This window comes from Curtobacterium sp. MCSS17_005 (assembly GCF_003234225.2).
GTDB lineage: Bacteria > Actinomycetota > Actinomycetes > Actinomycetales > Microbacteriaceae > Curtobacterium > Curtobacterium flaccumfaciens.
The window spans coordinates 2,117,884-2,143,160 of record NZ_CP126258.1; the positions used below are offsets into that span (position 1 = coordinate 2,117,884).

19 protein-coding genes are annotated in these 25,277 nt (G+C 69.9%); 6 read left to right on the forward strand and 13 right to left on the reverse strand.

Translation table 11 applies throughout. The annotated features are described in order from the left end of the window. The first annotated feature begins 87 nt into the window (after window positions 1-87). The 5 genes from tal to pgl all read left to right on the forward strand — a co-directional run bounded on the left by tal (window position 88) and on the right by pgl (window position 6,171). Window positions 88-1,200 (forward strand): transaldolase, encoded by a 1,113-nt coding sequence (gene tal, locus DEJ20_RS10215; protein ID WP_071403753.1) that lies wholly within the window; start codon window positions 88-90, stop codon window positions 1,198-1,200. Then, a complete protein-coding gene (locus tag DEJ20_RS10220) occupies window positions 1,200-2,798 on the forward strand; it encodes a phosphoglucose isomerase-related protein (RefSeq protein ID WP_111235013.1) in 1,599 nt (532 codons plus the stop codon). The genes tal and DEJ20_RS10220 overlap by 1 nt, the downstream gene beginning before the upstream one ends. A 22-nt stretch (window positions 2,799-2,820) precedes the next feature. Beyond that, window positions 2,821-4,359, forward strand: a complete 1,539-nt coding sequence (gene zwf / locus DEJ20_RS10225) for a glucose-6-phosphate dehydrogenase (RefSeq protein WP_027465683.1) — start codon at window positions 2,821-2,823, stop codon at window positions 4,357-4,359. Next, window positions 4,356-5,300: a glucose-6-phosphate dehydrogenase assembly protein OpcA gene (locus tag DEJ20_RS10230; RefSeq protein WP_071244913.1), complete on the forward strand. Its 945-nt coding sequence runs from the start codon at window positions 4,356-4,358 to the stop codon at window positions 5,298-5,300. Before zwf ends, DEJ20_RS10230 begins: the two co-directional genes overlap by 4 nt. Before the next feature lie 100 nt (window positions 5,301-5,400). Then, window positions 5,401-6,171, forward strand: coding sequence for a 6-phosphogluconolactonase (gene pgl / locus DEJ20_RS10235; RefSeq protein WP_027465685.1), 771 nt, complete (start codon window positions 5,401-5,403; stop codon window positions 6,169-6,171). A 422-nt stretch (window positions 6,172-6,593) separates the two neighbouring features. On the opposite strand, the gene DEJ20_RS10240 is transcribed toward pgl, so the two are convergent. The 11 genes from DEJ20_RS10240 to uvrB all read right to left on the reverse strand — a co-directional run bounded on the left by DEJ20_RS10240 (window position 6,594) and on the right by uvrB (window position 20,756). Further along, window positions 6,594-6,962 carry an RNA polymerase-binding protein RbpA gene (locus tag DEJ20_RS10240; protein ID WP_027465686.1) on the reverse strand — a complete coding sequence of 123 codons (369 nt, stop codon included), beginning with the start codon at window positions 6,960-6,962 and terminating at the stop codon, window positions 6,594-6,596. A gap of 3 nt (window positions 6,963-6,965) precedes the next feature. Next, window positions 6,966-7,217, reverse strand: coding sequence for a preprotein translocase subunit SecG (secG, locus tag DEJ20_RS10245; protein WP_017887256.1), 252 nt, complete (start codon window positions 7,215-7,217; stop codon window positions 6,966-6,968). Window positions 7,218-7,325: 108 nt separating this feature from the next. Then, window positions 7,326-8,105: a triose-phosphate isomerase gene (gene tpiA, locus DEJ20_RS10250; RefSeq protein ID WP_111235014.1), complete on the reverse strand. Its 780-nt coding sequence runs from the start codon at window positions 8,103-8,105 to the stop codon at window positions 7,326-7,328. Further along, entirely contained in the window at window positions 8,102-9,319 is a 1,218-nt protein-coding gene (locus DEJ20_RS10255; protein WP_111235015.1) for a phosphoglycerate kinase, read from the reverse strand. Before DEJ20_RS10255 ends, tpiA begins: the two co-directional genes overlap by 4 nt. A 3-nt stretch (window positions 9,320-9,322) precedes the next feature. Beyond that, window positions 9,323-10,327, reverse strand: coding sequence for a type I glyceraldehyde-3-phosphate dehydrogenase (gene gap / locus DEJ20_RS10260; protein WP_027465689.1), 1,005 nt, complete (start codon window positions 10,325-10,327; stop codon window positions 9,323-9,325). A 269-nt stretch (window positions 10,328-10,596) separates the two neighbouring features. Then, window positions 10,597-11,577: a DNA-binding protein WhiA gene (gene whiA / locus DEJ20_RS10265; protein WP_027465690.1), complete on the reverse strand. Its 981-nt coding sequence runs from the start codon at window positions 11,575-11,577 to the stop codon at window positions 10,597-10,599. 75 nt (window positions 11,578-11,652) lie between these two features. After that, window positions 11,653-12,552: an RNase adapter RapZ gene (gene rapZ / locus DEJ20_RS10270; RefSeq protein ID WP_027465691.1), complete on the reverse strand. Its 900-nt coding sequence runs from the start codon at window positions 12,550-12,552 to the stop codon at window positions 11,653-11,655. A gap of 103 nt (window positions 12,553-12,655) precedes the next feature. Beyond that, window positions 12,656-14,698 carry an excinuclease ABC subunit UvrC gene (gene uvrC, locus DEJ20_RS10275; protein WP_111235016.1) on the reverse strand — a complete coding sequence of 681 codons (2,043 nt, stop codon included), beginning with the start codon at window positions 14,696-14,698 and terminating at the stop codon, window positions 12,656-12,658. Beyond that, window positions 14,699-17,728 carry an excinuclease ABC subunit UvrA gene (uvrA, locus tag DEJ20_RS10280; protein WP_258377128.1) on the reverse strand — a complete coding sequence of 1,010 codons (3,030 nt, stop codon included), beginning with the start codon at window positions 17,726-17,728 and terminating at the stop codon, window positions 14,699-14,701. Between the two features lie 48 nt (window positions 17,729-17,776). Continuing rightward, window positions 17,777-18,694: an SDR family NAD(P)-dependent oxidoreductase gene (locus tag DEJ20_RS10285; RefSeq protein WP_111235017.1), complete on the reverse strand. Its 918-nt coding sequence runs from the start codon at window positions 18,692-18,694 to the stop codon at window positions 17,777-17,779. Continuing rightward, window positions 18,684-20,756, reverse strand: coding sequence for an excinuclease ABC subunit UvrB (gene uvrB, locus DEJ20_RS10290; protein ID WP_071403981.1), 2,073 nt, complete (start codon window positions 20,754-20,756; stop codon window positions 18,684-18,686). The genes DEJ20_RS10285 and uvrB overlap by 11 nt, the downstream gene beginning before the upstream one ends. Window positions 20,757-20,926: 170 nt before the next feature. Here uvrB and DEJ20_RS10295 point away from each other — a divergent pair, with 170 nt between their 5' ends. Continuing rightward, window positions 20,927-22,255 (forward strand): MFS transporter, encoded by a 1,329-nt coding sequence (locus tag DEJ20_RS10295; RefSeq protein WP_071403746.1) that lies wholly within the window; start codon window positions 20,927-20,929, stop codon window positions 22,253-22,255. Window positions 22,256-22,471: 216 nt separating this feature from the next. Here DEJ20_RS10295 and DEJ20_RS10300 read toward each other — a convergent pair whose 3' ends face one another. Beyond that, on the reverse strand, window positions 22,472-23,716 hold the full coding sequence (locus DEJ20_RS10300; RefSeq protein WP_181431509.1) for an acyltransferase: 1,245 nt from the start codon (window positions 23,714-23,716) through the stop codon (window positions 22,472-22,474). 47 nt (window positions 23,717-23,763) lie between these two features. Further along, on the reverse strand, window positions 23,764-25,260 hold the full coding sequence (locus DEJ20_RS10305; RefSeq protein WP_111235019.1) for a class I adenylate-forming enzyme family protein: 1,497 nt from the start codon (window positions 25,258-25,260) through the stop codon (window positions 23,764-23,766). Window positions 25,261-25,277 lie beyond the last annotated feature (17 nt).

Genomic DNA, 25,277 nt, shown 5'->3' on the forward strand with positions numbered 1-25,277 from the left:
CGGCTCGGTTCCGCCACGGGCCTCCCGTCCCCGAAACCCCGACTCACGGTCCTCACGGACCCGTCGATGAAAGAAGAAGAGAAACACATGGCTGAGAACACCCCCACCGCCGCCCTCTCCGCGGTCGGCGTGAGCATCTGGCTCGACGACCTCTCCCGCGAGCTCCTCGAGACCGGCAAGCTCACCGAGCTCATCGAGCAGAAGAACGTCGTCGGTGTGACGACGAACCCGACGATCTTCGCGTCGGCCCTGGCCAAGGGCGAGCGCTACGACTCGCAGGTCAAGGAGCTCGCCGCTGCGGGCACCGACGTCACCGACGCGATCTTCGCGATCACCACGCAGGACGTCGCGAACGCCTCCGACGTCTTCAAGCCGATCTACGACGAGACCAAGGGCTTCGACGGCCGCGTCTCGATCGAGGTCGAGCCGGGCCTCGCGCACGACACCGCCAAGACCATCGAGCAGGCCAAGTTCCTGTTCGAGAAGGTCGGCAAGGAGAACGTCCTCATCAAGATCCCGGCGACGCTCGAGGGTCTCGAGGCGATCACCGAGGTCATCGGCGCCGGCATCTCCGTCAACGTCACCCTGATCTTCTCGCTCGAGCGCTACCGCGCCGTCATCGACGCCTACCTCGGTGGGCTCGAGAAGGCCAAGGCCGCCGGCCACGACCTCTCCAAGATCCACTCGGTCGCGTCCTTCTTCGTGTCGCGCGTCGACTCCGAGATCGACAAGCGCCTGGACGCCGTCGGCACCGACGAGGCCAAGGCCCTCAAGTCGAAGGCCGGCATCGCCAACGCGCAGCTCGCCTACCAGGTCTGGACCGAGGCGTTCGCCTCCGAGCGTGCCCTCGGCCTGCTCGAGTCCGGCGCCAACACGCAGCGTCCGCTCTGGGCCTCGACCGGTGTCAAGGACCCGTCGCTCCCCGACACGCTCTACGTGACCGAGCTCGCCGCCCCGAACACCGTCAACACGATGCCGGGCAAGACGCTCGACGCCACGTTCGACCACGGTGAGATCCACGGCGACGCCATCGCCGGCACGTTCGACCAGGCGCAGCAGGTCCTCGACCAGCTCGCCGCACAGGGCGTCGACTACGACGAGGTCGTCGCACTGCTCGAGAAGGAGGGCGTGGACAAGTTCAACGTCTCCTGGGGCGAGCTCGTCGACACCGTCAAGGCAGCGCTCGAGGGCGCCAAGTAGTGACGGTTTCCATCGCAGCCAGCGGCGACGCCGCGCGGGCCATCGAACAGGTGGTCCCGCGGCTCGTCGCTGACCTGGTGGCCTCGGGCATCACCGCCCAGGACGCCGATCTGTGGGGAATGACCGCCGAGGCCGAGGCGTCGAAGCGCCTCGGCTGGGTGGAGGCCGTCTCGGTCTCCCGCCCGCTCGTCGCCGAGGTGACCGCGCTGCGCGAGTCGCTCCGTGCCGAAGGGGTCGACCACGTCGTCCTCGCCGGCATGGGCGGCTCGTCCCTCGCACCCGAGGTCATCACGCGCACCGCCGGCGTGCCCCTCACGGTCCTCGACTCGACCGACCCCGCACAGGTCCGCGCGGCCGTGACGACCGACCTCGAGCGCACCGTGCTCGTGGTCTCGTCGAAGTCCGGCTCGACGCTCGAGACCGATTCGCAGCGTCGTGTCTACGAGCAGGCCTTCCGCGACGCCGGCATCGACCCGGCCCGCCGCATCGTCGTCGTCACCGACCCGGGCTCCGCGCTCGAGGCCACTGCGATCGACGCCGGCTACCGCGTCTTCACCGCCGACCCCACGGTCGGCGGCCGCTACTCCGCGCTCACCGCCTTCGGCCTCGTGCCGTCCGGGCTCGCGGGAGCGGACATCGCGGAGCTCCTCGACGAGGCCGACGCGATCTCCGCGCTGCTCTCGGTCGACCTGGACGAGAACCCCGGGCTCGTGCTCGGTGCGGTCCTCGCGGGCACCGAGCCGCTGCGCGACAAGATCGCCATCGTGCCCGACGGCACGCACATCGTCGGTTTCGGCGACTGGGTCGAACAGCTGATCGCGGAGTCGACCGGCAAGGACGGCCGCGGTCTGCTGCCCGTCGTGCTGCACGCCGACTCCCCCGAGGTCACCGCTGGCCTGCCCGACGTGCAGGTCATCCGCCTGGTCGGTTCGCGCGAGGACGAGCGTCACGTGGTCGAGGGCGAGGTCGAGATCACCGGCACGCTCGGAGGCCAGATCCTCGTCTGGGAGTACGCCGTCGCGGTCGCCGGTCGCCTGCTCGGCATCAACCCGTTCGACCAGCCCGACGTCGAGGCCGCCAAGGTCGCGACCCGCGCGCTCCTCGACGACCGCCCCGCTCCTGCCGAGCCGGCGTTCTCCGAGGACGGCATCGCCGTCCGCGCGACGCCCGGACTCGCGGTCGGTGCGACGCTCTCGGAAGCCGTGTCGGGCCTCCTGTCCGCACTCGACCCGACCGGCTACGTGTCGGTGCAGGCGTACGTCGACCGAACCACGAACAGCAGCCTCGAGTCGCTGCGCGACGCGATCGCGGCGCGCACGGAGCGCCCCGTCACCTTCGGATACGGTCCGCGGTTCCTGCACTCGACCGGCCAGTACCACAAGGGCGGCCCCGCCACGGGAGTGTTCCTGCAGATCGTCGCCGACGAAGCGGAGGACCTGGCGATCCCGGGTCGGCCGTTCACGTTCGGGCAGCTTCTCCGGGCCCAGGCAGCCGGCGACGCGAGCGTCCTCGCCGAGCACGGCCGGCCGGTCCTCACCCTCACGACGTCGGACGTCCACGCCGCCACCGCGGCGATCGCGTCCGCCGTCTCCCACTGACTCGTAAGGAGTTCACCGACTCATGTCACCGGTGGCAATCACCCCGGAGCACAACCCGCTCCGGCTGCCGACGGATCGTCGACTGAACCGGATCGCGGGACCGAGCACGCTCATCATCTTCGGCGTGACGGGCGACCTGTCACGCAAGAAGCTGATGCCCGCGGTCTACGACCTGGCCAACCGGGGGCTCCTGCCCCCGGGGTTCGCGCTCGTCGGATTCGCTCGTCGCGACTGGGAGGACCAAGACTTCTCCCAGCTCGTCCACGACGCCGTCAAGGAGCACTCGCGCACCCCGTTCGACGAGGACGTCTGGCGTCAGCTCGAACAGGGCATCCGCTTCGTCCAGGGCTCGTTCGACGACCCCGAGGCGTTCCGCGAGCTCAAGCGCACCGTCGACGACCTCGACGCCGAGCGCGGGACGCTGGGCAACCACGCGTTCTACCTGTCCATCCCGCCGAAGATGTTCCCGGTCGTCACCGAGCAGCTGAAGCTGTCCGGGCTGACCGAGAAGCGCGAGGGCTCCTGGAGCCGCGTGGTCGTCGAGAAGCCGTTCGGTTCCGACCTCCGCACCGCGCGCGAGCTCAACGCGATCGTCGAGAGCGTCTTCGCGCCCGACGACGTGTTCCGCATCGACCACTACCTCGGCAAGGAAACGGTCCAGAACCTCCTGACGCTCCGGTTCGCGAACCAGATGTACGAACCCATCTGGAACTCGAACTACGTCGACCACGTGCAGATCACGATGGCCGAGGACATCGGCGTCGCCGGACGTGCCGCGTACTACGACGGCATCGGTGCGGCGCGCGACGTCATCCAGAACCACCTGCTGCAGCTCCTCGCGCTCACCGCGATGGAGGAGCCCGTCTCGTTCAAGGCCGCCGACCTGCGCGCCGAGAAGGAGAAGGTGCTCTCCGCGGTGCGCCTGCCCGAGGACCTGTCGACCGCCACTGCCCGCGGGCAGTACGACGGCGGCTGGCAGGGCGGCGAGAAGGTGCTCGGCTTCCTCGAAGAGGCCGGGATGAACCCGGAGTCCGGCACCGAGACGTACGCGGCGATCAAGCTCGACATCGCCACGCGTCGCTGGCAGGGCGTCCCGTTCTACCTGCGCGCCGGCAAGCGTCTGGGCCGCCGTGTGACCGAGATCGCGATCGTGTTCAAGCGCGTCCCCGAGGACGTCTACGGCAACACGCAGTCCCCGCTCGGCCAGAACGCGCTCGTCATCCGTGTCCAGCCGGACGAGGGCGTCACGCTCCGCTTCGGCTCGAAGGTCCCCGGCGTCGGCACCCAGGTGCGTGACGTGACGATGGACTTCGGCTACGGCCACGCGTTCACCGAAGCATCCCCCGAGGCGTACGAGCGACTCATCCTCGACGTGCTCCTCGGTGACCCGCCGCTGTTCCCGCGGCACCAGGAGGTCGAGCTGTCCTGGAAGATCCTCGACCCCATCGAGGAGTTCTGGGCCACGCAGGGCCAGCCCGAGCAGTACCGTCCCGGCACGTGGGGCCCGGCGTCCGCCGACGCCCTGCTCGCCCGCGACGGTCGGACCTGGAGGCGTCCGTGAAGATCGACATGCCCGACACCACGGTGTCGAAGATCCAGAAGAAGCTCGTCCGCATCCGCGAAGAGGGCGGCGCCGTCGCCCTCGGCCGCGTGCTGACGCTCATCATCTCGACGGCCCTCGGCCACGAGGAAGAGGCGATCGAGGCGGCGAACGAGGCGTCCCGCGAGCACCCGATGCGCGTGATCATCGTCTCGAAGAACAGCGGTGACACGAAGTCTCCCGGCCGCCTCGACGCGCAGATCCGCGTCGGCAGCGACGCGGGTGCGAGCGAGGTCATCGTCCTCCGTGCGTACGGCGAGACCGCGACCGACGAGGAGAGCCTGGTCACCGGCCTCCTGCTGCCGGACGCACCCGTCGTGGCCTGGTGGCCGCAGACCGCTCCCGAGCAGCCCGCGGCGTCGGCCCTCGGCCGCATCGCGCAGCGACGGATCACCGACGCGGCCGCGCAGAAGGACCCCAACGGCGCGATCGAGGCGCTCGGTGCGTCCTACGTGCCGGGCGACACCGACTTCGCTTGGACCCGTCTGACCCTGTGGCGGAACCAGCTCGCCGCGGCGCTCGACCAGCCGCCGTACGAGCCGATCACCGCGGTCGAGGTCTCCGGAGCGTCCGACAGCCCGTCGACGATCCTCCTCGCCGCCTGGCTCCAGCTGCAGCTCCGGGTGCCGGTGTCCGTCGTCACGTCGCCGCGCGCGACGGGGTCGAGCGGCATCCACGGGGTGAAGCTCGTGCGCGAGTCCGGCACCATCGAGCTCGAGCGGTCCCTGGTGGACGTCGCCACGCTCTCGATGCCCGGGCAGCCGACGCACGACCTGTCGCTGCCACGCCGCAACCTGCGCGACTGCCTGGCCGAGGAACTCCGTAGACTCGACCCGGACGTCCTCTTCGGAGACGTCGTCAAGCACGGGGTGCCCCAGCTGCGCGAGACCATCGCCCGCTGATCAACACCCCACACGGTCGGGCCGCCTGTCTGGTGCAGGCGGCCCGACCGGACCGAAGGCGGTCGGACGACCGGTCGGCCGCCACGAACACGGGAGTCACGTGACCAACGAACGGCGGGTGCTCGTGCACCCGGACAAGCAGGCCCTCGGCGCTTCGGTCGCCGCACGCTTCATCACCAAGATCATCGACGTGCTCGACGAGCAGGAGCGTGCCGACATCGCGATCAGCGGTGGCTCGGTGTCCTCCCTGGTCCTCGCCGCGATCGGCCAGTCGCCGGCGCGCGAGAGCGTCGACTGGTCGAAGGTGCACGTCTGGTGGGTCGACGAGCGCTGGGTTCCGGCGGACGACGCAGACCGCAACACGATCGGCACGCAGACCGACTTCTTCGACCACGTCGACATCCCCGCGTCGAACATCCACCCGATGCCGGCGTCGGACGGCGGGCTCGACATCGAGGCCGCGGCGACCCAGTACGAGCGCGAGCTGCAGGACGCCGCACCCGAGGGCGCCGTCGCTCCGCGCTTCGACATCACGCTGCTCGGCGTCGGTCCCGACGGACACACCGCCTCGCTCTTCCCGGAGTTCCCGCAGCTCACCGTCACCGACCGTGCCGTCGTGTCGGTCGACGACTCCCCCAAGCCGCCTCCGCAGCGTCTGACCGTCACCTTCCCGGTGATCAACGCCTCGCAGCGCGTCTGGGTGATCCTCTCCGGTGCCGAGAAGGCCTCGGTCCTCGGGCTGGCCCTCGCCGGTGCGTCGATCGAGGACGTCCCCGTGGGTGGCGTGCAGGGTCGCAAGCGCACGGTCTTCTTCGTGGACCAGGACGCCGCGCGCGACGTCCCCGAGAACCTGATCGCGTCGACGTACTAGACGCGCGTTCCTGACGGACGGGAGGCCCGGTGCCAGCTGGCACCGGGCCTCCCGTCCGTCTGTGGTCGCGCCCACTGCGCGCCCCGCCCGAGCGCCTGCGTCGAGGGGTCACGAACTGTCGGCTGCAGGCGCCGCAGGCGACAGTTCGTGTCACGACCGCGCGGCGCACGCGGCGTGTCGTGACCGCTCGACGAACCGGCACTCGGCGCGTCACCCCGACAGCCGAGCGGTCACGACGCCCCGCTGGTGCGACACCGAGTGGTCACGAACTGTCGACTGCGGGCGCCGCAGGCGACAGTTCGCGCCACCACCGCGCACCGCACGCGGCATGTCGTGACCTCTCGGCGAGCGAGCCACCCGTGCCCCGGACACATGAAGGCCCCCGCACCATCGGTGCAGGGGCCTTCGTCAGCGTGTGTGCGCTAGGCCTTCTTCGCCGCGGTGCCGCGACGCTCTCGGAGCTGCTGGAGCGCGTCCTCGAGGAGCTGCGCTGCCTCTTCCTCGGTGCGGCGTTCCTTCACGTACGCGAGGTGGGTCTTGTAGGGCTCCGTCTTGGAGACCACGGGAGGGTTCTCCTTGTCACGCCCGGCCGGCAGACCACTCGACGGCGAGTCCACCGTCTCGGGGATCTCTTCGTCGGGCAGGTTCGCGGCGAAGTACCGCACGACCTCGTTGCCGAGGGCGTCCCAGTACGAGATCGCCACGCGCTCTGCCTGGACCCCGCGGTCCTGTTCGCCCATCGGTCCCGCGCCGACGCGAGACCCTCGGATTGCACTTCCTCCGCTTGCCATGGATCAGACCCCCGCCGTGAACTTGTTGATGAGACCGAGCACGATGATGGAGACGATCCAGACCAGACCGAGGATCACCGTGATGCGGTTGAGGTTGCGCTCGGCCACGCCGGACGCACCGAGGTTGCTCGTGACCCCACCGCCGAACATGTCGGAGAGGCCACCACCGCGGCCCTTGTGCAGCAGGATGAGGAGCGTGAGCAGGAGGCTCGTGATTGCGAGCAGGACCTGCAGCACGACGGAGAGTATCGCCACGACGTACCTTTCGTGTCAGTCAGCCGTACCAGTGTACCGGCCGCGCGGAGCACGGCCGGTACCTGGACGGGAGTGGTGCGGACGACTGCCCGCGACGACGCCTGTGGACTACAGCCCGACGTGCTGACGGAACCGGGCGATGGCCGCGAACTCCTGCACGTCGAGCGAAGCACCACCGACGAGCGCGCCGTCGATGTCGGGCTCGCGGAGGAACCCCGCGATGTTGCCCGACTTGACCGAGCCGCCGTAGAGCACTCGGGTGTCGGCAGCAGCCTGGTCGCCCCAGGCTGCTGCGATGCCACGACGGATGGCCGCGCATTCGTCCTGCGCCTGCTCGGCCGTGGCCGCCTGGCCGGAGCCGATGGCCCAGACGGGCTCGTACGCCACGACGATGTCGGCGGGCTCGACCGCGTCGAGCACGACGCGGAGCTGCTCGACCGGCACGACGCCGGCCCCGCGCTCCTCGCGCTGCTCGCCGGTCTCGCCGACGCACACCACGGGGACGAGACCGTGCTTGACGGCCGCTGCGGTCTTCGCCGCGACGACCTCGTCGGTCTCACCGTGCAGCGTGCGCCGCTCGGAGTGGCCGACGATGACGTACTGGGCGTCGAGTGCCGCGAGGAACGCGCCGGAGACGTCACCGGTGTAGGCGCCGGAGTCGAACTGCGACAGGTCCTGCGCACCGAAGTGGATCGGCAGCTTGTCGGCCGAGATGAGCGTCTGCACGCTCCGCAGGTCGGTGAACGGCGGGAACACCGCGACCTCGACGTCGTCGAAGACGTGCCGGGCGTCCTTGAGCGTCCATGCGAGCTTCTGCACGGTCGCGATGGCCTGGAGATGATCGAGATTCATCTTCCAGTTGCCGGCGATCAGTGGTGTGCGCGTCATGCAGTCCACCCCAGTGCTTCGAGACCGGGCAGCGACTTGCCCTCGAGGAACTCGAGACTCGCACCGCCACCGGTCGAGATGTGGCCGAACTGGTCGTCCGAGAAGCCGAGCGACCGCACGGCGGCAGCGGAGTCGCCACCACCGACGACACCGAGGCCGTCGACCTCGGTCAGCGCCTGCGCGACGGTCTTCGTGCCGGCGGCGAAGGCCGGGAACTCGAACACGCCCATCGGGCCGTTCCAGAACACGGTCTTCGAACCCGAGACGGCCGAGGCGAACCGCGCTGCGGTCTCCGGGCCGATGTCGAGGCCGATGCCGTCCGTGCCGAACGACGAGGACTCGATGGCGTCGGCCGTCACCGTCTCGTGGTCGGCGTCGGCCGCGAAGCCGGAGGCCACCACGACGTCGGTCGGCAGATCGATGGTCACACCGAGTTCCTTCGCCCGCGAGAGGTACTCGCGGACGACGTCGAGCTGGTCGGCCTCGAGCAGCGACTTCGCGACCCCGTGGCCCTGGGCCGCGAGGAACGTGAAGAGCATGCCGCCACCGATGCAGAGGGTGTCGACCTTCGGCAGGATGTGGTCGATGACACCGAGCTTGTCGCTGACCTTCGAACCGCCGAGCACCACCGTGTAGGGGCGCTCCGGGTCCTTGGTCAGACGCTCGAGCACGCGCAGCTCGGTCTCGATCAACGAACCGGCCGCACTGGGCAGTGCGGACGCGAGCTCGTAGACCGAGGCCTGCTTGCGGTGCACGACACCGAAGCCGTCGGAGACGAAGGCATCACCGAGGGCGGCGATGCGGTCCGCGAAGGCACCGCGCTCGGCGGCGTCCTTCGAGGTCTCCTCCGGGTTGAAGCGGAGGTTCTCGAGCAGCAGGACGTCGCCGTCCCCGAGGGCCTCGGCCGCGGCGGTCGCTTCGTCGCCGACGGTCTCGCCGACGAACGTGACCTCTTTGCCGAGCAGCTCGGAGAGCCGCTGGGCCACCGGTGCGAGCGAGAACTCGGGCTTGGGCTCCCCGTCGGGGCGGCCCAGGTGCGAGATCACGATGACGCGTGCGCCGGCGTTGACGAGGGTGTTCAGCGTGGTCAGCGACGCGCGGACGCGGCCGTCGTCCGTGATCGTGCCGTCCTTGAGCGGGACGTTCAGGTCACAACGGACGACGACGCGCTTGCCGGCGAGGTCGCCGAGGTCCTCGAGGGTGCGGAGGGCCATGTGTTACAGACGCTCGCCGACGTACTCGGTGAGGTCGACGAGGCGGTTCGAGTAGCCCCACTCGTTGTCGTACCACGAGGTGATCTTCACGAGGCCGCCGATGACCTTGGTCAGGCCGGAGTCGTAGATCGAGGAGTGCGGGTCCGTGGTGATGTCGGTCGACACCAGCGGGTCCTCGCTGTAGAGCAGGATGCCCTTGAGGGGGCCCTCTGCGGCCTCCTTGTAGGCGGCGTTGATCTCGTCGACGGTGACCTCGGACTTGGTCTCGAGGGTGAGGTCGGTGATCGACCCGGTGGGGACCGGGACGCGCAGCGCGAAGCCGTCCAGCTTGCCGGCGAGCTCGGGGAGCACGAGGCCGATGGCCTTCGCAGCACCGGTCGAGGTCGGCACGATGTTCAGGGCCGCGGCACGGGCACGACGGGGGTCCTTGTGCGGACCGTCCTGCAGGTTCTGGTCGGCGGTGTAGGCGTGCACCGTCGTCATGAGGCCACGCTCGATGCCGAACTTGTCGTGGAACACCTTGGCGAGCGGCGCGAGGCTGTTCGTGGTGCAGGACGCGTTCGAGATGATGTGGTGGTTCGCGGGGTCGTACTGACCCTCGTTCACGCCGAGCACGATGGTGACGTCGTCACCGGAGGCCGGCGCGGAGATGATGACCTTCTTGGCACCGGCGTCGATGTGCTTCTGCGCATCGGCGGCCTTGGTGAAGAAACCGGTCGACTCGATGACGATGTCGACGCCCAGCTCGCCCCAGGGGAGGTTGGCGGGATCGCGCTCGGCGAGGACCTTGATGGCCTTGCCGTCGACGACGATGTTGTCGCCGTCGAGCTCGACGGTCGCGGGGAGCTTGCCCGTGATGGAGTCGAACTTCAGCAGGTTGGCGAGCGACGCGTTGTCGGTGAGGTCGTTCACCGCCACGATCTCGAGGTCGGAGCCCTTCGCGAGGGCGGCCCGGAAGAAGTTACGGCCGATTCGGCCGAAGCCGTTGATACCGATCTTGACGGTCAATGGATCTCCTGGTGAGTGTGGAGCGCCCAGGGGGCGCTGCTTTCGGGAGTCGCGCACCCTGGCGGGTCCGCGTGTGGTGGACGATACGCCCCGTAACGTCGCCGTAACGACCCTAGCAGTCGGACACTGCGTGCCCGAGCGGGATGACGGTCCGTCCGGACGGTCGCCGACCAGGCCGGGAACGGGTCCGAGAACGGGCCGGGAAACGGACGGGAGGCGCGGTGCCAGCTGGCACCGCGCCTCCCGTCCGCAGGGTCGACAGACCGCTCTCAGGCCCCTTCGAGCTCCTCGGGAACGCTCGCTTCGGTGCCCGGGATGCCGAGGTCGGAGGCCCGCTTGTCGGCCATCGCCAGCAGGCGACGGATGCGGCCGGCGATGGCGTCCTTGGTCATGGGCGGGTCCGCGTGCTGGCCGAGCTCGTCGAGCGAGGCGTCGCGGTGCTGCAGGCGCAGCGTGCCGGCGTACTGCAGGTGGTCGGGGACCTCGTCGCCGAGGATCTCGAGCGCCCGCTCGACGCGGGCGCAGGCGGCCACGGCGGCCTGCGCGGAACGGCGCAGGTTCGCGTCGTCGAAGTTGACCAGGCGGTTCGCGGTCGCACGGACCTCCCGACGCTGGCGCATCTCCTCCCAGTCGGCGGTGGTGCGCGCGGCACCCATGACGGTCAGCATCTGCCCGATGGCCTCACCGTCGCGGATCACGACGCGGTGCACGCCGCGGACCTCGCGGCCCTTCGCGGCGACACCGAGACGCGAGGCGGCACCGACGAGGGCCATCGCGGCCTCGTTGCCGGGGCACGTGACCTCGAGCGCGGCGGCCCGGCCCGGGTCCGTCAGGGTGCCGGAGGCGAGGAAGGCGCCGCGCCAGATGGCGGCGAGGTCCTCACGGTTGCCCGTGGTGAGGCGGTTCGGCAGCCCGCGGACGGGGCGGCGACGGGCGTCCATCAGGCCGGTCTGGCGGGCGAGGGTCTCCCCCGCCTCGAGCACGCGGACCAGGTAGCGGGTCCCGCGGCGGGCGGACGCCGACGAGCCCACCGACGCCTCGCTGCGCACGCCGTAGAGCTCGGCGAGGTCCTTGCGGACCCGGTGCACGATGATCCGGGTGTCGAGCTCGACCTCGACCGCGATGCGGCCCGAGATGACGTGCAGACCACCAGCGAACCGGAGGATCGTGGCCAGTTCGGCGGCGCGGACCGTGTTGCGGTTCACGGCGACCCTGGCCAGTTCGTCCTTGACCTCGGCAGTCAACGGCACAGCATCATTCCTAACGTTCGTTCAGTGGTTCCCGCAGATCCGGCGGCACGGGCGTGGGAGCGGCCGGAGGGACGGTCACTCCCGGCCGAGATCTCGGTTCTTCACACGCACGGCGACGCCTGGCATCCCGCGGAGGAGGTTCGCCAACTCGGCGACGATGGCGACCGAGCGGTGCTTCCCGCCGGTACAGCCGATGGCGATCGTAGCGTGTCTTTTGTTCTCGCGCTGGTACCCCTCGAACACCGGCTCGAGGACGGAGGCGTAGCGATCGACGAACGGACGGGCTCCGGCCTGCGCCAGCACGTAGTCCGAGACCGGCTGGTCGAGCCCGGTGTGGGGCCGCAGTTCCGGCACCCAGTAGGGGTTCGGGAGGAACCGCACGTCGGCCACCATGTCGGCGTCGGCGGGCAGACCGTACTTGAACCCGAAGCTCATCAGCGTGACCTGGACACCCACGAAGTGCTCGTCGGCGAAGTGCTCGATCACGGTGTTCGCGAGCTGGTGGATGTTGAGGTCGGAGGTGTCGATCACCACGTCGGACGCCTCGCGGAGGCCGGCGAGACGCGCACGTTCGCGGGCGATCCCGTCGAGCAGGGTGTCCTCGCCCTGGAGCGGGTGGGGTCGACGGACCTGCTCGAAGCGCCGGACCAGCACGGCGTCGGTGGCTTCGAGGAACAGCACCCGGACCCGCGCGGAGGTGCTCGAGCGGACCTGCTCGACCGCGTGCTCGGGGTCGGTGAAGAACCGCCCGCCGCGGACGTCGACCACCGTGGCGATCTTCGGGATCTTCTCCCCCGCGCGGTCGGCCAGCTCGGTCAGCGGGGCCAGCATCTGCGTGGGCAGGTTGTCGACGACGTACCAGCCCAGGTCTTCGAGGGCCTTGCCGACGGTGGACCGCCCGGCCCCGGACATGCCGGTGACGATGAGGATGTCGTGCTGCGACGCGTGGGTGGTCGCGGTGGCGCTGTCGGTCATCTGGGAGTGGGCTCCGTCGTGGCGGCCCGGGCGCGTCGCCCGGGGAGGTCTCGGCTGCCGGACCAGGCTACCGCCCGGTGGCGGCCGGGAGGCGCGGGGTTCGTCACGACGGTCGCTGCGGACCGTCGTCGGTCACCTCGGGGACCCGCACCGGGCCTCCGGGATCGGATCCGGTCCCAGCCGCGGTCCCGGTGTCGGCGATCGCGTCGGCGTCCGGTTCGGGGGCGCTGGACGCGCTCGCGGCGGGTGCGCTCGTCGGCGCCTGGGCCAGCTTCGAGACCACCGCGGCAGCGGTCGCCGGACCGATGCCGTTCACCTCACCGATGTCCTCGGCCGTGGCTTCACGCAGCCGGGCGACCGAGCCGAAGTGCTTCAGCAGGGCGTTGACGCGGCTCGGGCCGAGACCGGGGATCTCGGACAACCGCGACCGGACGTCGCGCTTCCGCTTGCTGCGCTGGTGGGTGATCGCGAACCGGTGCGCCTCGTCGCGGATGCGCTGGATGAGGAAGAGCGCCTCGGAGTTGCGGGGCAGGATGACCGGGAAGTCGTCGTCGGGCAGCCAGAGCTCCTCGAGCCGCTTCGCGATGCCGACCAGGGCGATGTCGTGCACGCCGGCTTCGTCCATCGCGCGCTTCGCGGCCTGCACCTGGGGCTGGCCGCCGTCGACGATGAGCAGCTGGGGGCGGTACGCGAACCGTTTCGTCGGCTTCGACCCCTCGACGACCTCGTCGGTCGTGACGTCGGGCACGTCCGGCAGCTCGGCGTCCTCGTCCAGCCGCGCCAGGCGCCGCGAGAGCACCTGGTACATGCTGTCGGTGTCGTCGGTGGTCTCGGCGATCGAGTACCGGCGGTACTGGTCCTTGCGCGGCAGGCCGTCCTCGAACACCACCATCGACGCGACGACGTTCGTGCCCTGCAGGTGCGAGATGTCGTAGCACTCCATGCGGAGCGGCGCCTCGGTCATGCCGAGGGCGTCCTGGATGTCGGCCAGTGCTGCGGCCCGGGTGGTGTAGTCGGCCGAACGCTTGGTCTTGTAGAGCATGAGCGCCTGCCCGGCGTTCTGCGCGGCCGTCCGGGCGAGCCCGGCGCGATCGCCGCGCTGTGCCGTGCTGAGCTTCGTGCCGCGCCCGTTCCGGCGCTTGCTGAGCCACTCCTGGAGCGCGTCGGCGTCCTCGGGCAGCTCGGGGACGACGACCTCGCGCGGGGGCTCGTCGGTGACGTAGACGCCCTGCACGATCTGCTCGACGAGGTCGCCGGTGGCGATGTCGAGCTCCTTGTCGACCACCCAGCCGCGGACACCGCGGATGCGGCCACCACGCACCGAGAACAGCTGCACGGCCGCAGCGAGCTCGTCCTCCGCGATGCCGAACAGGTCGAGGTCGACCGAGTCGCGGAGCACCACGGCGGACTTCTCGAGCACGGCTTCGAGCGCCTCGACCTGGTCGCGGTACTTCGCGGCCTGCTCGTACTGCATCGCGTCGGCCGAGGCCCCCATGCGCTGCCGGAGCTCGGTGATGACCCGGCGGTCGTAGGAGTTCATGAAGCGCACGAACTCCTCGACGAGGGCACGGTGCTCCTCGATCGTGACCTTCTGCGAGCACGGGCCACCGCACTTGCCGATCTGCCCCGGGAAGCACGGACGGCCCGTCTGCATCGCCTTCTTGTACGACGAGTCCGAACACGTGCGGATCGGGAACACCTTGATCATCAAGTCGATGGTGTCGTGCACCGCCCAGATCTTCGGGTACGGACCGAAGTACTTCGCGCCCTTGATCTTGCGGTTGCGCGTCACCATCACCCGCGGTGCCTCGTCACCCAGGGTGACCGCCATGTACGGGTACGACTTGTCGTCGCGGAACTTGACGTTGAACGGCGGGTCGAACTCCTTGATCCAGGTGTACTCCAGCTGGAGCGCCTCGATCTCGGAGCCGACCGTCGTCCACTCGACGCTGCGTGCCGTCAGGACCATGCGCCGCGTGCGCTCGTGCAGCGTCGGCAGCGGCGCGAAGTAGTTGCTCAGCCGGGCGCGGAGGTTCTTCGCCTTGCCGACGTAGAGCACCCGACCGGCTTCGTCACGCCAACGGTAGACGCCCGGGTCGGTCGGGATCTCCCCCGCCTTCGGACGCCACGGGACGGTGTCCGCCACCTACCGAGCACCCGCCTTCTGCTTGCTCGTGCCCTGCTGCTTCTGTGTGGCCTGCCGTGCGCCCACCGCCTGCTGCTTGCCGACCCGGGCGTCCTGCGCGTCGAAGATCTCGCGCAGGAAGACACCGGTGTGGCTCTCCGGCACGGTCGCCACGTGCTCCGGGGTACCCGTCGCCAGGACCGTGCCACCACCGGAACCGCCCTCGGGTCCCATGTCGATCAGCCAGTCGGCGGACTTGATGACGTCGAGGTTGTGCTCGATCGTGATGACGGTGTTGCCCTTGTCGACCAGGCTCTGCAGCACGAGGAGCAGCTTGCGGACGTCCTCGAAGTGCAGACCGGTGGTCGGCTCGTCGAGCACGTAGACCGTGCGGCCGTTCGAGCGACGCTGCAGCTCGGTGGCGAGCTTGACGCGCTGCGCCTCGCCGCCGGAGAGCGTGGTCGCGCTCTGGCCGAGGCGCACGTAGCCGAGGCCCACGTCGACGAGCGTCGCCATGTACCGGTGGATCGCCGAGATCGGCTCGAAGAACTCGGCCGCCTCGCTGATCGGCATGTCGAGGACCTCGGAGATGTTCTTGCCCTTGTAGTGCACCTGGAGCGTCTCGCGGTTGTAGCGCGCACCACCGCAGACCTCACACGCGACGTAGACGTCGGGCAGGAAGTTCATCTCGATCTTGATCGTGCCGTCGCCCGCGCAGTTCTCGCAGCGGCCGCCCTTGACGTTGAAGCTGAAGCGGCCGGGCTGGTAGCCGCGGGTCTTCGCCTCTTGCGTCTCGGCGAACAGCTGGCGGATGCGGTCGAACACGCCCGTGTAGGTCGCCGGGTTCGAGCGCGGCGTGCGGCCGATCGGTGCCTGGTCGACGTGCACGACCTTGTCGAGCTGGTCGAGGCCCTTCACCCGCGTGTGCTTGCCCGCGATGTGCCGTGCGCCGTTGAGCTGGTTGGCGAGCACCTTGTACAGGATGTCGTTCACCAGCGTCGACTTGCCGGACCCGCTGACGCCCGTGACCGCGGTGAACACACCGAGGGGGAAGTCCGCGTCGATCGACTTGAGGTTGTTCGCCCGGGCGCCCTGCACGGTGATGGCGCGCTTCAGGTTGACCTTGCGACGCTCGGCCGGCACCTCGATCGCGCGTCGGCCGGCGAGGTAGTCACCGGTGATCGACTCACGGTTCTCGATGATGCCCTCGTACGAACCGGAGTGCACGACGTTGCCGCCGTTCACACCGGCGCCGGGGCCGATGTCGACGACCCAGTCGGCCGTGCGGATCGTGTCCTCGTCGTGCTCGACGACGATGAGCGTGTTGCCGAGGTCCTTGAGCTTGACCAGGGTGTCGATGAGTCGACGGTTGTCGCGCTGGTGCAGGCCGATGCTCGGCTCGTCGAGCACGTAGAGCACACCGGTCAGCCCGGATCCGATCTGCGTCGCCAGGCGGATGCGCTGCGCCTCGCCGCCGGAGAGACCACCGGCACCACGCGCGAGCGTGAGGTAGTTCAGGCCGACCTCGAGCAGGAACTCGAGGCGTGCGCGGATCTCGCGGAGGACCGCGGCGGCGATGTGCGCTTCGCGGTCGGTCAGCGTCAGCTCGTCCATGAACGAGTACGCGTTGTCGAGCGACATGTCGGTGACGTCCGCGATGCTGCGGTCGTTGACCGTCACCGCGAGCACCTCGGGCTTGAGACGGGTGCCCTCGCACACCGGGCACGGGACCTCGCGCAGGTAGCCCTGGAAGCGCTGCCGCTGCGAGTCCGACTCGGCCTCGGCGAACTTGCGCTCGATGTAGGGCATGACGCCCTCGAACCCGCTCGTGTACCGCATCTCGCGGCCGAACCGGTTGCGCCAGGAGACCGACACCTGGAAGTCCTTGCCGGTCAGGATCGACGCCTGCACGGCGGGGTCGAGCTGGTTCCACGGGGTGTCGAGCGAGAAGCCGAGCTCCTTGCCGAGGCCGCCGAGCAGCTTCTCGAAGTAGGAGTACAGCCCGCTCGTCCCGGTCCAGGGCAACAGGACGCCGTCACGCAACGAGGCTTCGGGGTCGCCGAGCACCAGGTCGGGGTCGACCGACATGCGCGTCCCGAGGCCGGAGCACTCGGGGCAGGCACCGAACGGCGCGTTGAACGAGAACGTGCGCGGCTCGATCTCGGTGAGCGCGAGCGGGTGGTTGTTCGGGCAGGAGAGGTTCTCGGAGTAGGTCCGGACCGCTCCGCGCCCCTCGTGGTCCACCAAGTCGATGCCGACGGTACCGTCGGTCAGGCGCAGGGCGGTCTCGAGCGAGTCGGTGAGACGGCCGAGGATGTCGTCGCTCGCCACCAGGCGGTCGACGATGACCGAGATGTCGTGCTTGACCTGCTTCTTGAGCTTGGGCGGGTCGCTGAGCTGGATGCGCTCCCCGTCCACGATCGCGCGGGCGTACCCGGACGCCGCGAGCTCCTGGAAGAGGTCGACGAACTCGCCCTTCTTCTTGGAGATGACGGGCGCGAGGACCTGGAACCGGGTGCCGGTCTCGAACTGCATGAGCTGGTCGGCGATCTGCTGCACGGTCTGCTTGCTGATCACCTCGCCGCACGTCGGGCAGTGCGGGACCCCGATGCGCGCCCAGAGCAGACGCATGTAGTCGTAGACCTCGGTGATCGTGCCGACCGTCGACCGGGGGTTGCGGTTGGTCGACTTCTGGTCGATCGACACCGCCGGCGAGAGCCCCTCGATGAAGTCGACGTCGGGGCGGTCGACCTGGCCGAGAAACTGGCGCGCGTAGGCGGACAACGACTCGACGTACCGGCGCTGCCCCTCGGCGAAGATCGTGTCGAACGCCAGCGAGGACTTGCCCGAGCCGGAGAGGCCGGTGAAGACGACGAGCGAGTCGCGCGGGATCTCGAGGTCGACGTCACGGAGGTTGTGCACGCGGGCGCCGCGCACGCTGAGCGTGGAGGTGCTGTGCGGTGCGGTCCCGCCGGGGAGGTGGAGGTCAGCGGGCTCGCCGAAGGCGTTCCGGCCCGACGTCGAGGTACCGGGGTCAGATGTGATGGTCATCGTCGTCGATTCTACGAAGCGGCACCGACATTCGGCCTGGATGGAGGGTCAGACGAGTGCGTCGAGAGCGAACGCGACGCCGGATGCACGCTCACTCGCGGCCCAGAGCTGTGCTGCGACCGTGCGGTCGTGCGCCCGTGGTTCGGCTGCGACCACCGTGGCCGGGCCACGGAGCTGCATCCAGCCGGCCGGGCCCCAGTACTCCCCCGAGTGCACGTCCGCACCGACGGCCGCGTGCACGAGCGGCTGGGCGCCGACGTCCTTGCCCTGGGCGACGACGCGCTGCGCCGGGCGGATCCACTCGGGCTCGGGTCGTGTCGAGCTGACGTCCGGGCGGGCCGGGGACAGTCGGTCGAGCGACAGGCCTGGGTGCGCGACGACGCTCAACACGGACGATTCCGAATCGGCCAGTCGTTCGGCGAGCTCGAAGCCGAACAGCATCACCGCGAGCTTGCTCCTGGCGTACTGGCGGTGGCTCGAGTACCGACCGACCCCGAGCGGATCGGTCGTCTCGAGCTGTGCGAACCGGTGAGCGATCGACCCGAGGTGCACGACCCGGCCGGCTCGTCGTTCGAGCAGGGGCAGGACCCCGGCGGTCCACGCGAAGTGCCCGAGGTGGTTCGTGCCGATCTGCAGTTCGGTGCCCTGCGCCGTGCTCCCCCGCGTGGACGCCCCGACGACCCCGGCGTTGTTCACGACCGCGTCGACGCCGTCGGGTTCCAGCGCGGCCAGTTCGTCGGCGGCGGCGGCGACCGAGTCGAGGTCGGCGAGGTCGAGGTGGACGTGGGCGAGCGAGGCTCCGTCGACGTGCCGCCGGATGCTGCGCTCGGCGGCGTCGGCCCGACCACGATCGCGGGTCGCCAGCACCACACGGTGCCCCGCCGCGGCGAGCTGCTCGGCGGCGTGGTACCCGAGCCCGGCACTCGCACCGGTCACGACGACCGTGCGGGCACCGTCAGCTGACATGCCCGGCCGACTCCATCTGGCGCAGGGCCTTCTTCAGGTCCTGCACCTCGTCGCGCAGTCGCGCCGCGAGCTCGAACTTCAGCTCGGCCGCCGCCTGCAGCATCTGGTCGTTCAGATCGGCGATGGTAGCACCGAGCTGCGTCGCGCCCTCGCCCGCGATGCCACCGCGTTTGAGGTTCGGCGTGGGCGACCGACGGCCGTCGGTGCCGGGGCGACCCTGCAGGAGGGCCTTCGTGTCGTCGTTCTCGCGCTGCAGGACCTCGGTGATGTCCGCGATCTTCTTGCGCAGCGGCTGGGGGTCGATGCCCCGCTCCAGGTTGTAGGCGACCTGCTTCTCACGACGGCGATCGGTCTCCTCGATCGCGGTCTTCATCGAGTCGGTCATCTTGTCGGCGTACATGAGCACCTGGCCCGACACGTTGCGGGCAGCGCGACCGATCGTCTGGATGAGCGACGTCGACGAGCGGAGGAAGCCTTCCTTGTCGGCGTCGAGGATCGCGACGAGCGACACCTCGGGCAGGTCGAGGCCCTCGCGCAGCAGGTTGATGCCGACGAGCACGTCGTAGACACCCTGCCGCAGCTCGGTCAGCAGCTCGACGCGCTTGAGGGTGTCGACGTCGGAGTGCAGGTACCGGACGCGCACGCCCGCGTTCCCGAGGAAGTCGGTGAGTTCTTCCGCCATGCGCTTGGTCAGCGTGGTGACGAGGACGCGTTCGTCCTTTTCGACCCGCTGCTTGATCTCCTCGAGCAGGTCGTCGATCTGGCCGTCGCTCGGCTTGACCACGATCTCGGGGTCGATCAGGCCGGTCGGGCGGATGATCTGCTCGACGACGCTGTCGGTGACCCCGAGCTCGTAGCGCCCGGGGGTGGCCGACAGGTAGACCTTCTGCCCGACGCGCTCGAGGAACTCCTCCCACTTGAGGGGGCGGTTGTCCATCGCGCTCGGCAGGCGGAACCCGTGCTCGACGAGGGTGCGCTTGCGCGAGGCGTCGCCCTCGTACATCGCGCCGATCTGCGGCACGGTGACGTGCGACTCGTCGATGACGATGAGGAAGTCGTCGGGGAAGTAGTCGATGAGGCAGTGCGGGGCTTCGCCCGGGCCACGGCCGTCCATGTGCCGCGAGTAGTTCTCGATGCCCGAGCAGAACCCGATCTGCTCCATCATTTCTATGTCGAACGTGGTGCGCATCCGGAGCCGCTGGGCCTCGAGCAGCTTGCCCTGGCCCTCGAGCTCGGCGAGCCGTTCCGCGAGTTCTTCCTTGATGGAGGCGATCGCCCGGTGCATCACGTCGGTGTCCGCGACGTAGTGCGAGGCCGGGAAGATCGAGACGGCGGGCAGGTCGTCGATGACGTTGCCGGTGAGGGGGTGCAGCGAGGAGAGCGCTTCGATCTCGTCACCGAACATCTCGATGCGGATCGCGTGCTCTTCGTACATCGGGATGATCTCGATGGTGTCGCCGCGCACCCGGAACGTGCCCCGGGCGAAGTCGACGTCGTTGCGCTGGTACTGCATGGCGACGAACTTGCGGACGAGCTGGTCGCGGGAGATCGTCTGGCCCACGTGGAGCGCGACCGATGCGTTCATGTACTGCTCGGGGGTACCGAGACCGTAGATGCAGGAGACGGTGGACACCACCACGGTGTCGCGACGGCTGAGCAGCGAGTTCGTCGTGGAGTGCCGGAGTCGTTCGACCTCGGCGTTGACCGAGGAGTCCTTCTCGATGAAGGTGTCCGTCTGCGGGACGTACGCCTCGGGCTGGTAGTAGTCGTAGTACGAGACGAAGTACTCGACCGCGTTGTTCGGCATCAGGCTGCGGAACTCGTTGGCGAGCTGGGCCGCGAGCGTCTTGTTGTGCGCGAGCACGAGCGTCGGCCGCTGCACCTGCTCGATGAGCCACGCGGTCGTCGCCGACTTGCCGGTACCGGTCGCGCCCAGCAGCACGACGTCGGTCTCACCGGCGTTGATCCGCCCGGCGAGTTCCGCGATGGCCGCGGGCTGGTCGCCACTCGGCGAGTACTCGCTGATGACCTCGAACGGACGCACCGCTCGGGTCGGTTCGATCGCAACACCCATGGCGACAACGCTAGTCGGCACCCCTGACACCGAGGACCGCTGCTCGCCCTCGGCGTATTGTCCGCTGCAAGCAGGCTCCAAGTCGACGGATAGTGACCAGGAATACCGTCCGATCCGTTCAGTCACCCGACTCCTTCCCACTCCCCCGAAGAGGCCTCATGACCACGGCGACCCCGGCCGCACCGATCAAGGGCACCCCGTTCCGCGGACGCATCCGCGGGCGTGTGCTCGTCCTGCTCTGCTGCATGTACGCGATCTCGTACATCGACCGGACGAACATCTCGACCGCGCTGCCGCACATCACCGAGGAGTTCGGGTTCAACGAGGCGACCGCCGGCCTCATCGTCTCCGCGTTCTCGTTGCCGTACGCACTGCTGCAGGTGTTCGGCGGCACGATCAGCGAGAAGTTCGGCCCGCGCAGGGCGCTCTTCGTCATCACGGTGATCTGGGGCGTCGCGACGCTCTGGACCGGGTTCGCGGTCGGCTTCTGGACCCTCTTCGCCGCACGGGCCCTGCTCGGGCTGAGCGAGGCCGCCGCGTTCCCGACCGCCACGCAGGCGATGAGCCGGTGGATCCCCCGCGACCGGAACGGCTTCGCCCAGGGCGTGGTGCACTCCGCGGCGCGGCTCGGCAACGCCCTGGCGCCGCTCATCGTCGCGTGGGTGATCGGCGCGACGGGCAGCTGGCGCTGGGCGTTCTTCGCCACCGCGGTGCTGTCCCTGGCGTGGGCGGTCGTCTGGTTCGTCTGGTTCCGCGACAAGCCCGAGTCCGCGAAGGGCATCACGCAGGTCGAGCTCGCCGAGCTCCCGCCGGTCGAGACCCGCGCGACCCGTCCCCCGGTGCCGTGGCGCCAGATGGCGAAGCAGATCCTGCCGGTCACCTTCGTCGACTTCGGGTACGGCTGGACCCTCTGGGTGTTCCTCACGTGGCTCCCGACCTTCCTCAGCTCCACCTACGGCCTGGAGATCGGCGACTTCGCCCTGTTCACCACCCTCATCCTGCTGGCCGGTGTCGTCGGGGACACGGTCGGCGGGATGCTCAGCGACCGCATCATCCACCGCGGCGGGAACACCCGGAACGCCCGCCGGACCATCCTGGTGATCGGGCTCGGCGGCTCGCTCCTCTGCCTCATCCCGCTCGTGATCGGGCAGGGCCTGCTCGTCGCGACGATCTCGCTGGCCCTGTCGTTCTTCTTCCTCGAGCTCTGCAACGCCAACCTCTGGGCGATCCCGATGGACGTGGCGCCGCAGTGGTCGGGCACGGCCTCGGGGTTCATGAACACCGGGTTCGGCATCGCCGGTGTGGTCTCGCCCATCGTGTTCGGCCTGCTCATCGACGCCTCGGGGTGGCAGGTGCCCTTCGCGCTCTCCTGCGTCCTGCTCGGAGCCGCGGCCGTCGTCGCGTGGTTCATGAAGCCCCAGCGGCTGACGTCCACCGACGGTGTGCTCGAGATCGGCACCCCGAAGGCCGAGCAGCGCTCGGCCTGACGGCCGGCAGCCGGTGCGCGGAACGTGCGCCGGCCCTGGTGGTCAGCACGCGACGGCCGGGAGGCACGGGTCGGGCCCGCCACGTGCCTCCCGGCCGCCGCGCCACGTGTCCACCGCCCCGCACGGCTGGTGCGAGGTTCCGGACCCCGTGGGACGGCGTCACCATCGCACCACGGACGGAACCTCGCACGAGAGCTGCGCCGTGCGGGCGAGCGCTCAGCGCGCGGCGCGCCGCCCGACGTCGTCGGTCTCGCCGACGAGGGCGTCGTCCGGCTCCACCGGTTCCGGCGACCGCTGCGGCACCGCCGCGCCTTCGGATCGACGCGCCCGTGCCGCTCGCGATGCCCGCGACGACAACGACGGCCGCCCGGTCAGCGGCACGCTGAGCGGCGTCCACCGGAACAACTCGGTCACCGCGACGGACAGCACCAGCACGAGCAGGTACGTGACGAGGGTGAGCCATGGTCGTGGCACGACGGCTTCGAGCCAGCTGTCGCCGTAGAGCAGGATCCAGATGAGGAACGGATGGCTCAGGAAGATGCCGAAGGAGCGGTCGGACGCGTAGTCGACGAACCGGGCGGTTCGGCTCCCGGGTCGCCGGCGGTCCGCCCATGCGGCGCCGATCGCCAGGAACCCGACGAACACCGCGGTGCTCCAGATCACCTGGATCGGCTGCAGCGGCGTGCCCGCGGCGTAGAGGGACTGCCCGAGGCCCACCTGGAGCGCCCACACGCCGAGGGTCAGCCCCCCGACGCCGGCGAACGCCCACAGGACCGGGCGCCGGTGGACCCGGATGAACCGCAGGAACGCGTCCGCGTGGTCGGCGGCGATCGCCCCCGAGACGATGAAGAAGACGTACGAGAAGAAGAACTGCTTCTGGTACCCCTGCATCCACGCGTCGCTCGCCGGGAAGTACTTGTACCCGGCGAACACCACCAGCTGGAGCAGGAGCGCCACGACCAGCACGGTCACGTGGTGCCCGCGGGTCCGGCGTACCAGCCAGACGATCACCGGCAGGAGCAGGTACACCTGCATGGTCACGAGCAGGAAGTACAGGTGGTACCACGAGGTGCCGGTGACGATGCCCTCGGCCGCGGTGCGCACCAAGTCGGGGACGTCGCCACGGCGGGCGGGGCTCAGCAGCCACGCCGCCGCGACGTAGACGAACGACCACGCCAGGTACGGCACGCCCACGAGCAGGAACCGCTTCGGCCAGAACTGCGCCATCGGCCTCGGGCGCAAGGTGTAGCTGTACACGAGCACGAACGCGGTCAGCGAGAAGAAGACCAGCCGGGTGAAGTGCAGCAGGGCGAGCAGCGCGTTCAGCCCGACGTCGTCGGTGGCCGCGGTGTGGCTCGTGGTGTGCACCCCGATCACGCACGCGAACGTGAGGATGCGGAGCACGTCGACCTCGTACAGGTGCCGGGGCTTGCCCTCGGCCGTGCGCGTCGGCGTCTGCACCCCCGGCTCGTCGCCGGTCGACGCAGGGAACACGCGTGACGACCCGTTCACGAGGGTCGGGCCATCGTCCGGACCTTCGCGCGCTGCACCTTGCCGGTGGGCGCACGCGGCAGGTCGGGCACGACGATGACCTCGACCGGTCGGCGGAACCGGGTCAGGTGTGCCTCGGCCCGGGCCACGAGGTCGGCCACGAGGGCTGCGTGGTCGACGGGTTCGTCGGGCTGCGGGATCACGTAGGCGATCGGGACGGCACCGAGCACGTCGTCGGGGCGACCGACGACGACCGCCTCGAGCACGCGTGGGTCGCCGAGCAGGACGTCCTCGACCTCGGACGGGTAGACCTTCTCACCACCGCGGTTGATGACGTCGTCGGAGCGTCCGGCCAGGGACACCCAGCCGTCGGTGCTGACGGAGCCGACGTCACCGGTGTGGAGCCAGCCGTCGGCGTCGAACCGCTCGGACGCGCGGCCACCCAGGTAGCCGCGGACGATCCCCTCGCCACGCACCCACAGCGCGCCGATCTCGTCGGAAGGCAGGAGCGCCCCGTCCTCGTCGCGGACCTGCACCTCGGACCCGACCGGCACCCCGACGGTACCGGGCCGGGCCGGTTCGTCGAGCGGGGTCGCCGTGATCTGCGAGGCGCCCTCGGTCATGCCCCAGCTCACGACGAGCGGCACGTCGCCGAGCGCGGCGCGCACGGGATCGGGCAGCGGTGCCGACGCACTGCGCACGAACCGCAGGCCCGACGGGAACTCGAGCGGCCCGGTCTTCGCCAGGACGGCCAGGACGGCCGGGACGGCGTTCAGCCAGGTGATCCGTCGTTCGGCGAGCAGGTCCCAGAACCCGGTGCGACGGAAGCGCCGGTCGAGCACCAGGGTCGCGCCGGCGACGAGCGTCGCGAGCAGCCCGACCACCTCGGCGTTGACGTGGAACAGCGGCAAGGAGTTGAACCCGCGGTCGTCCGGCACGAGCCGGTTGTGCCGTGCGACGGCCCGGGCGACGAACAGCAGCTGCGTCTCGGGCAGCTCGACGCCCTTCGGCGTGCCGGTCGAACCGGAGGTGAACAGCACGACGGACCCCTGGCCCGGCGCGTGCGGGCTGTCGGCGGGCAGGTCGCCGTCACGGACGGCGGTCGGGAGGAACGTGGCGGGGTCGATCCCGCTCGCCGGCGCCCCGGCGACGGTCGCGTCCACCGCGCGGTCCGACACGACGATGGACGCTCCGCCGATGAGGTCGGCGAGACGGCCGGGCTCGGTGGCCGGCTGGCCGGTGTCGACGGGGATCGCGCGGCGACCGGAGGCGACGGCGCTCAGGTGCACGACCGCGAACGCGAGCGGGTCACCCACGTCGACCAGGACGGCACCCGACGGGGCGATGCCGATCGCGTCGAAGGTCCGCGACCAGGCGGTCACCGCGTCGTCGAGCGCGCGGTACGTGAGGACGCGCTCGGAGCGGGCGTCCTCGAGGAAGTGGCGCACGCCCCCGTCGGCCGCACGGGCCCGGATGAGCGAGCGCAGGTCGGGTTCATCACGAACGGGCTGCACGCAGGAAGGCTATTGCG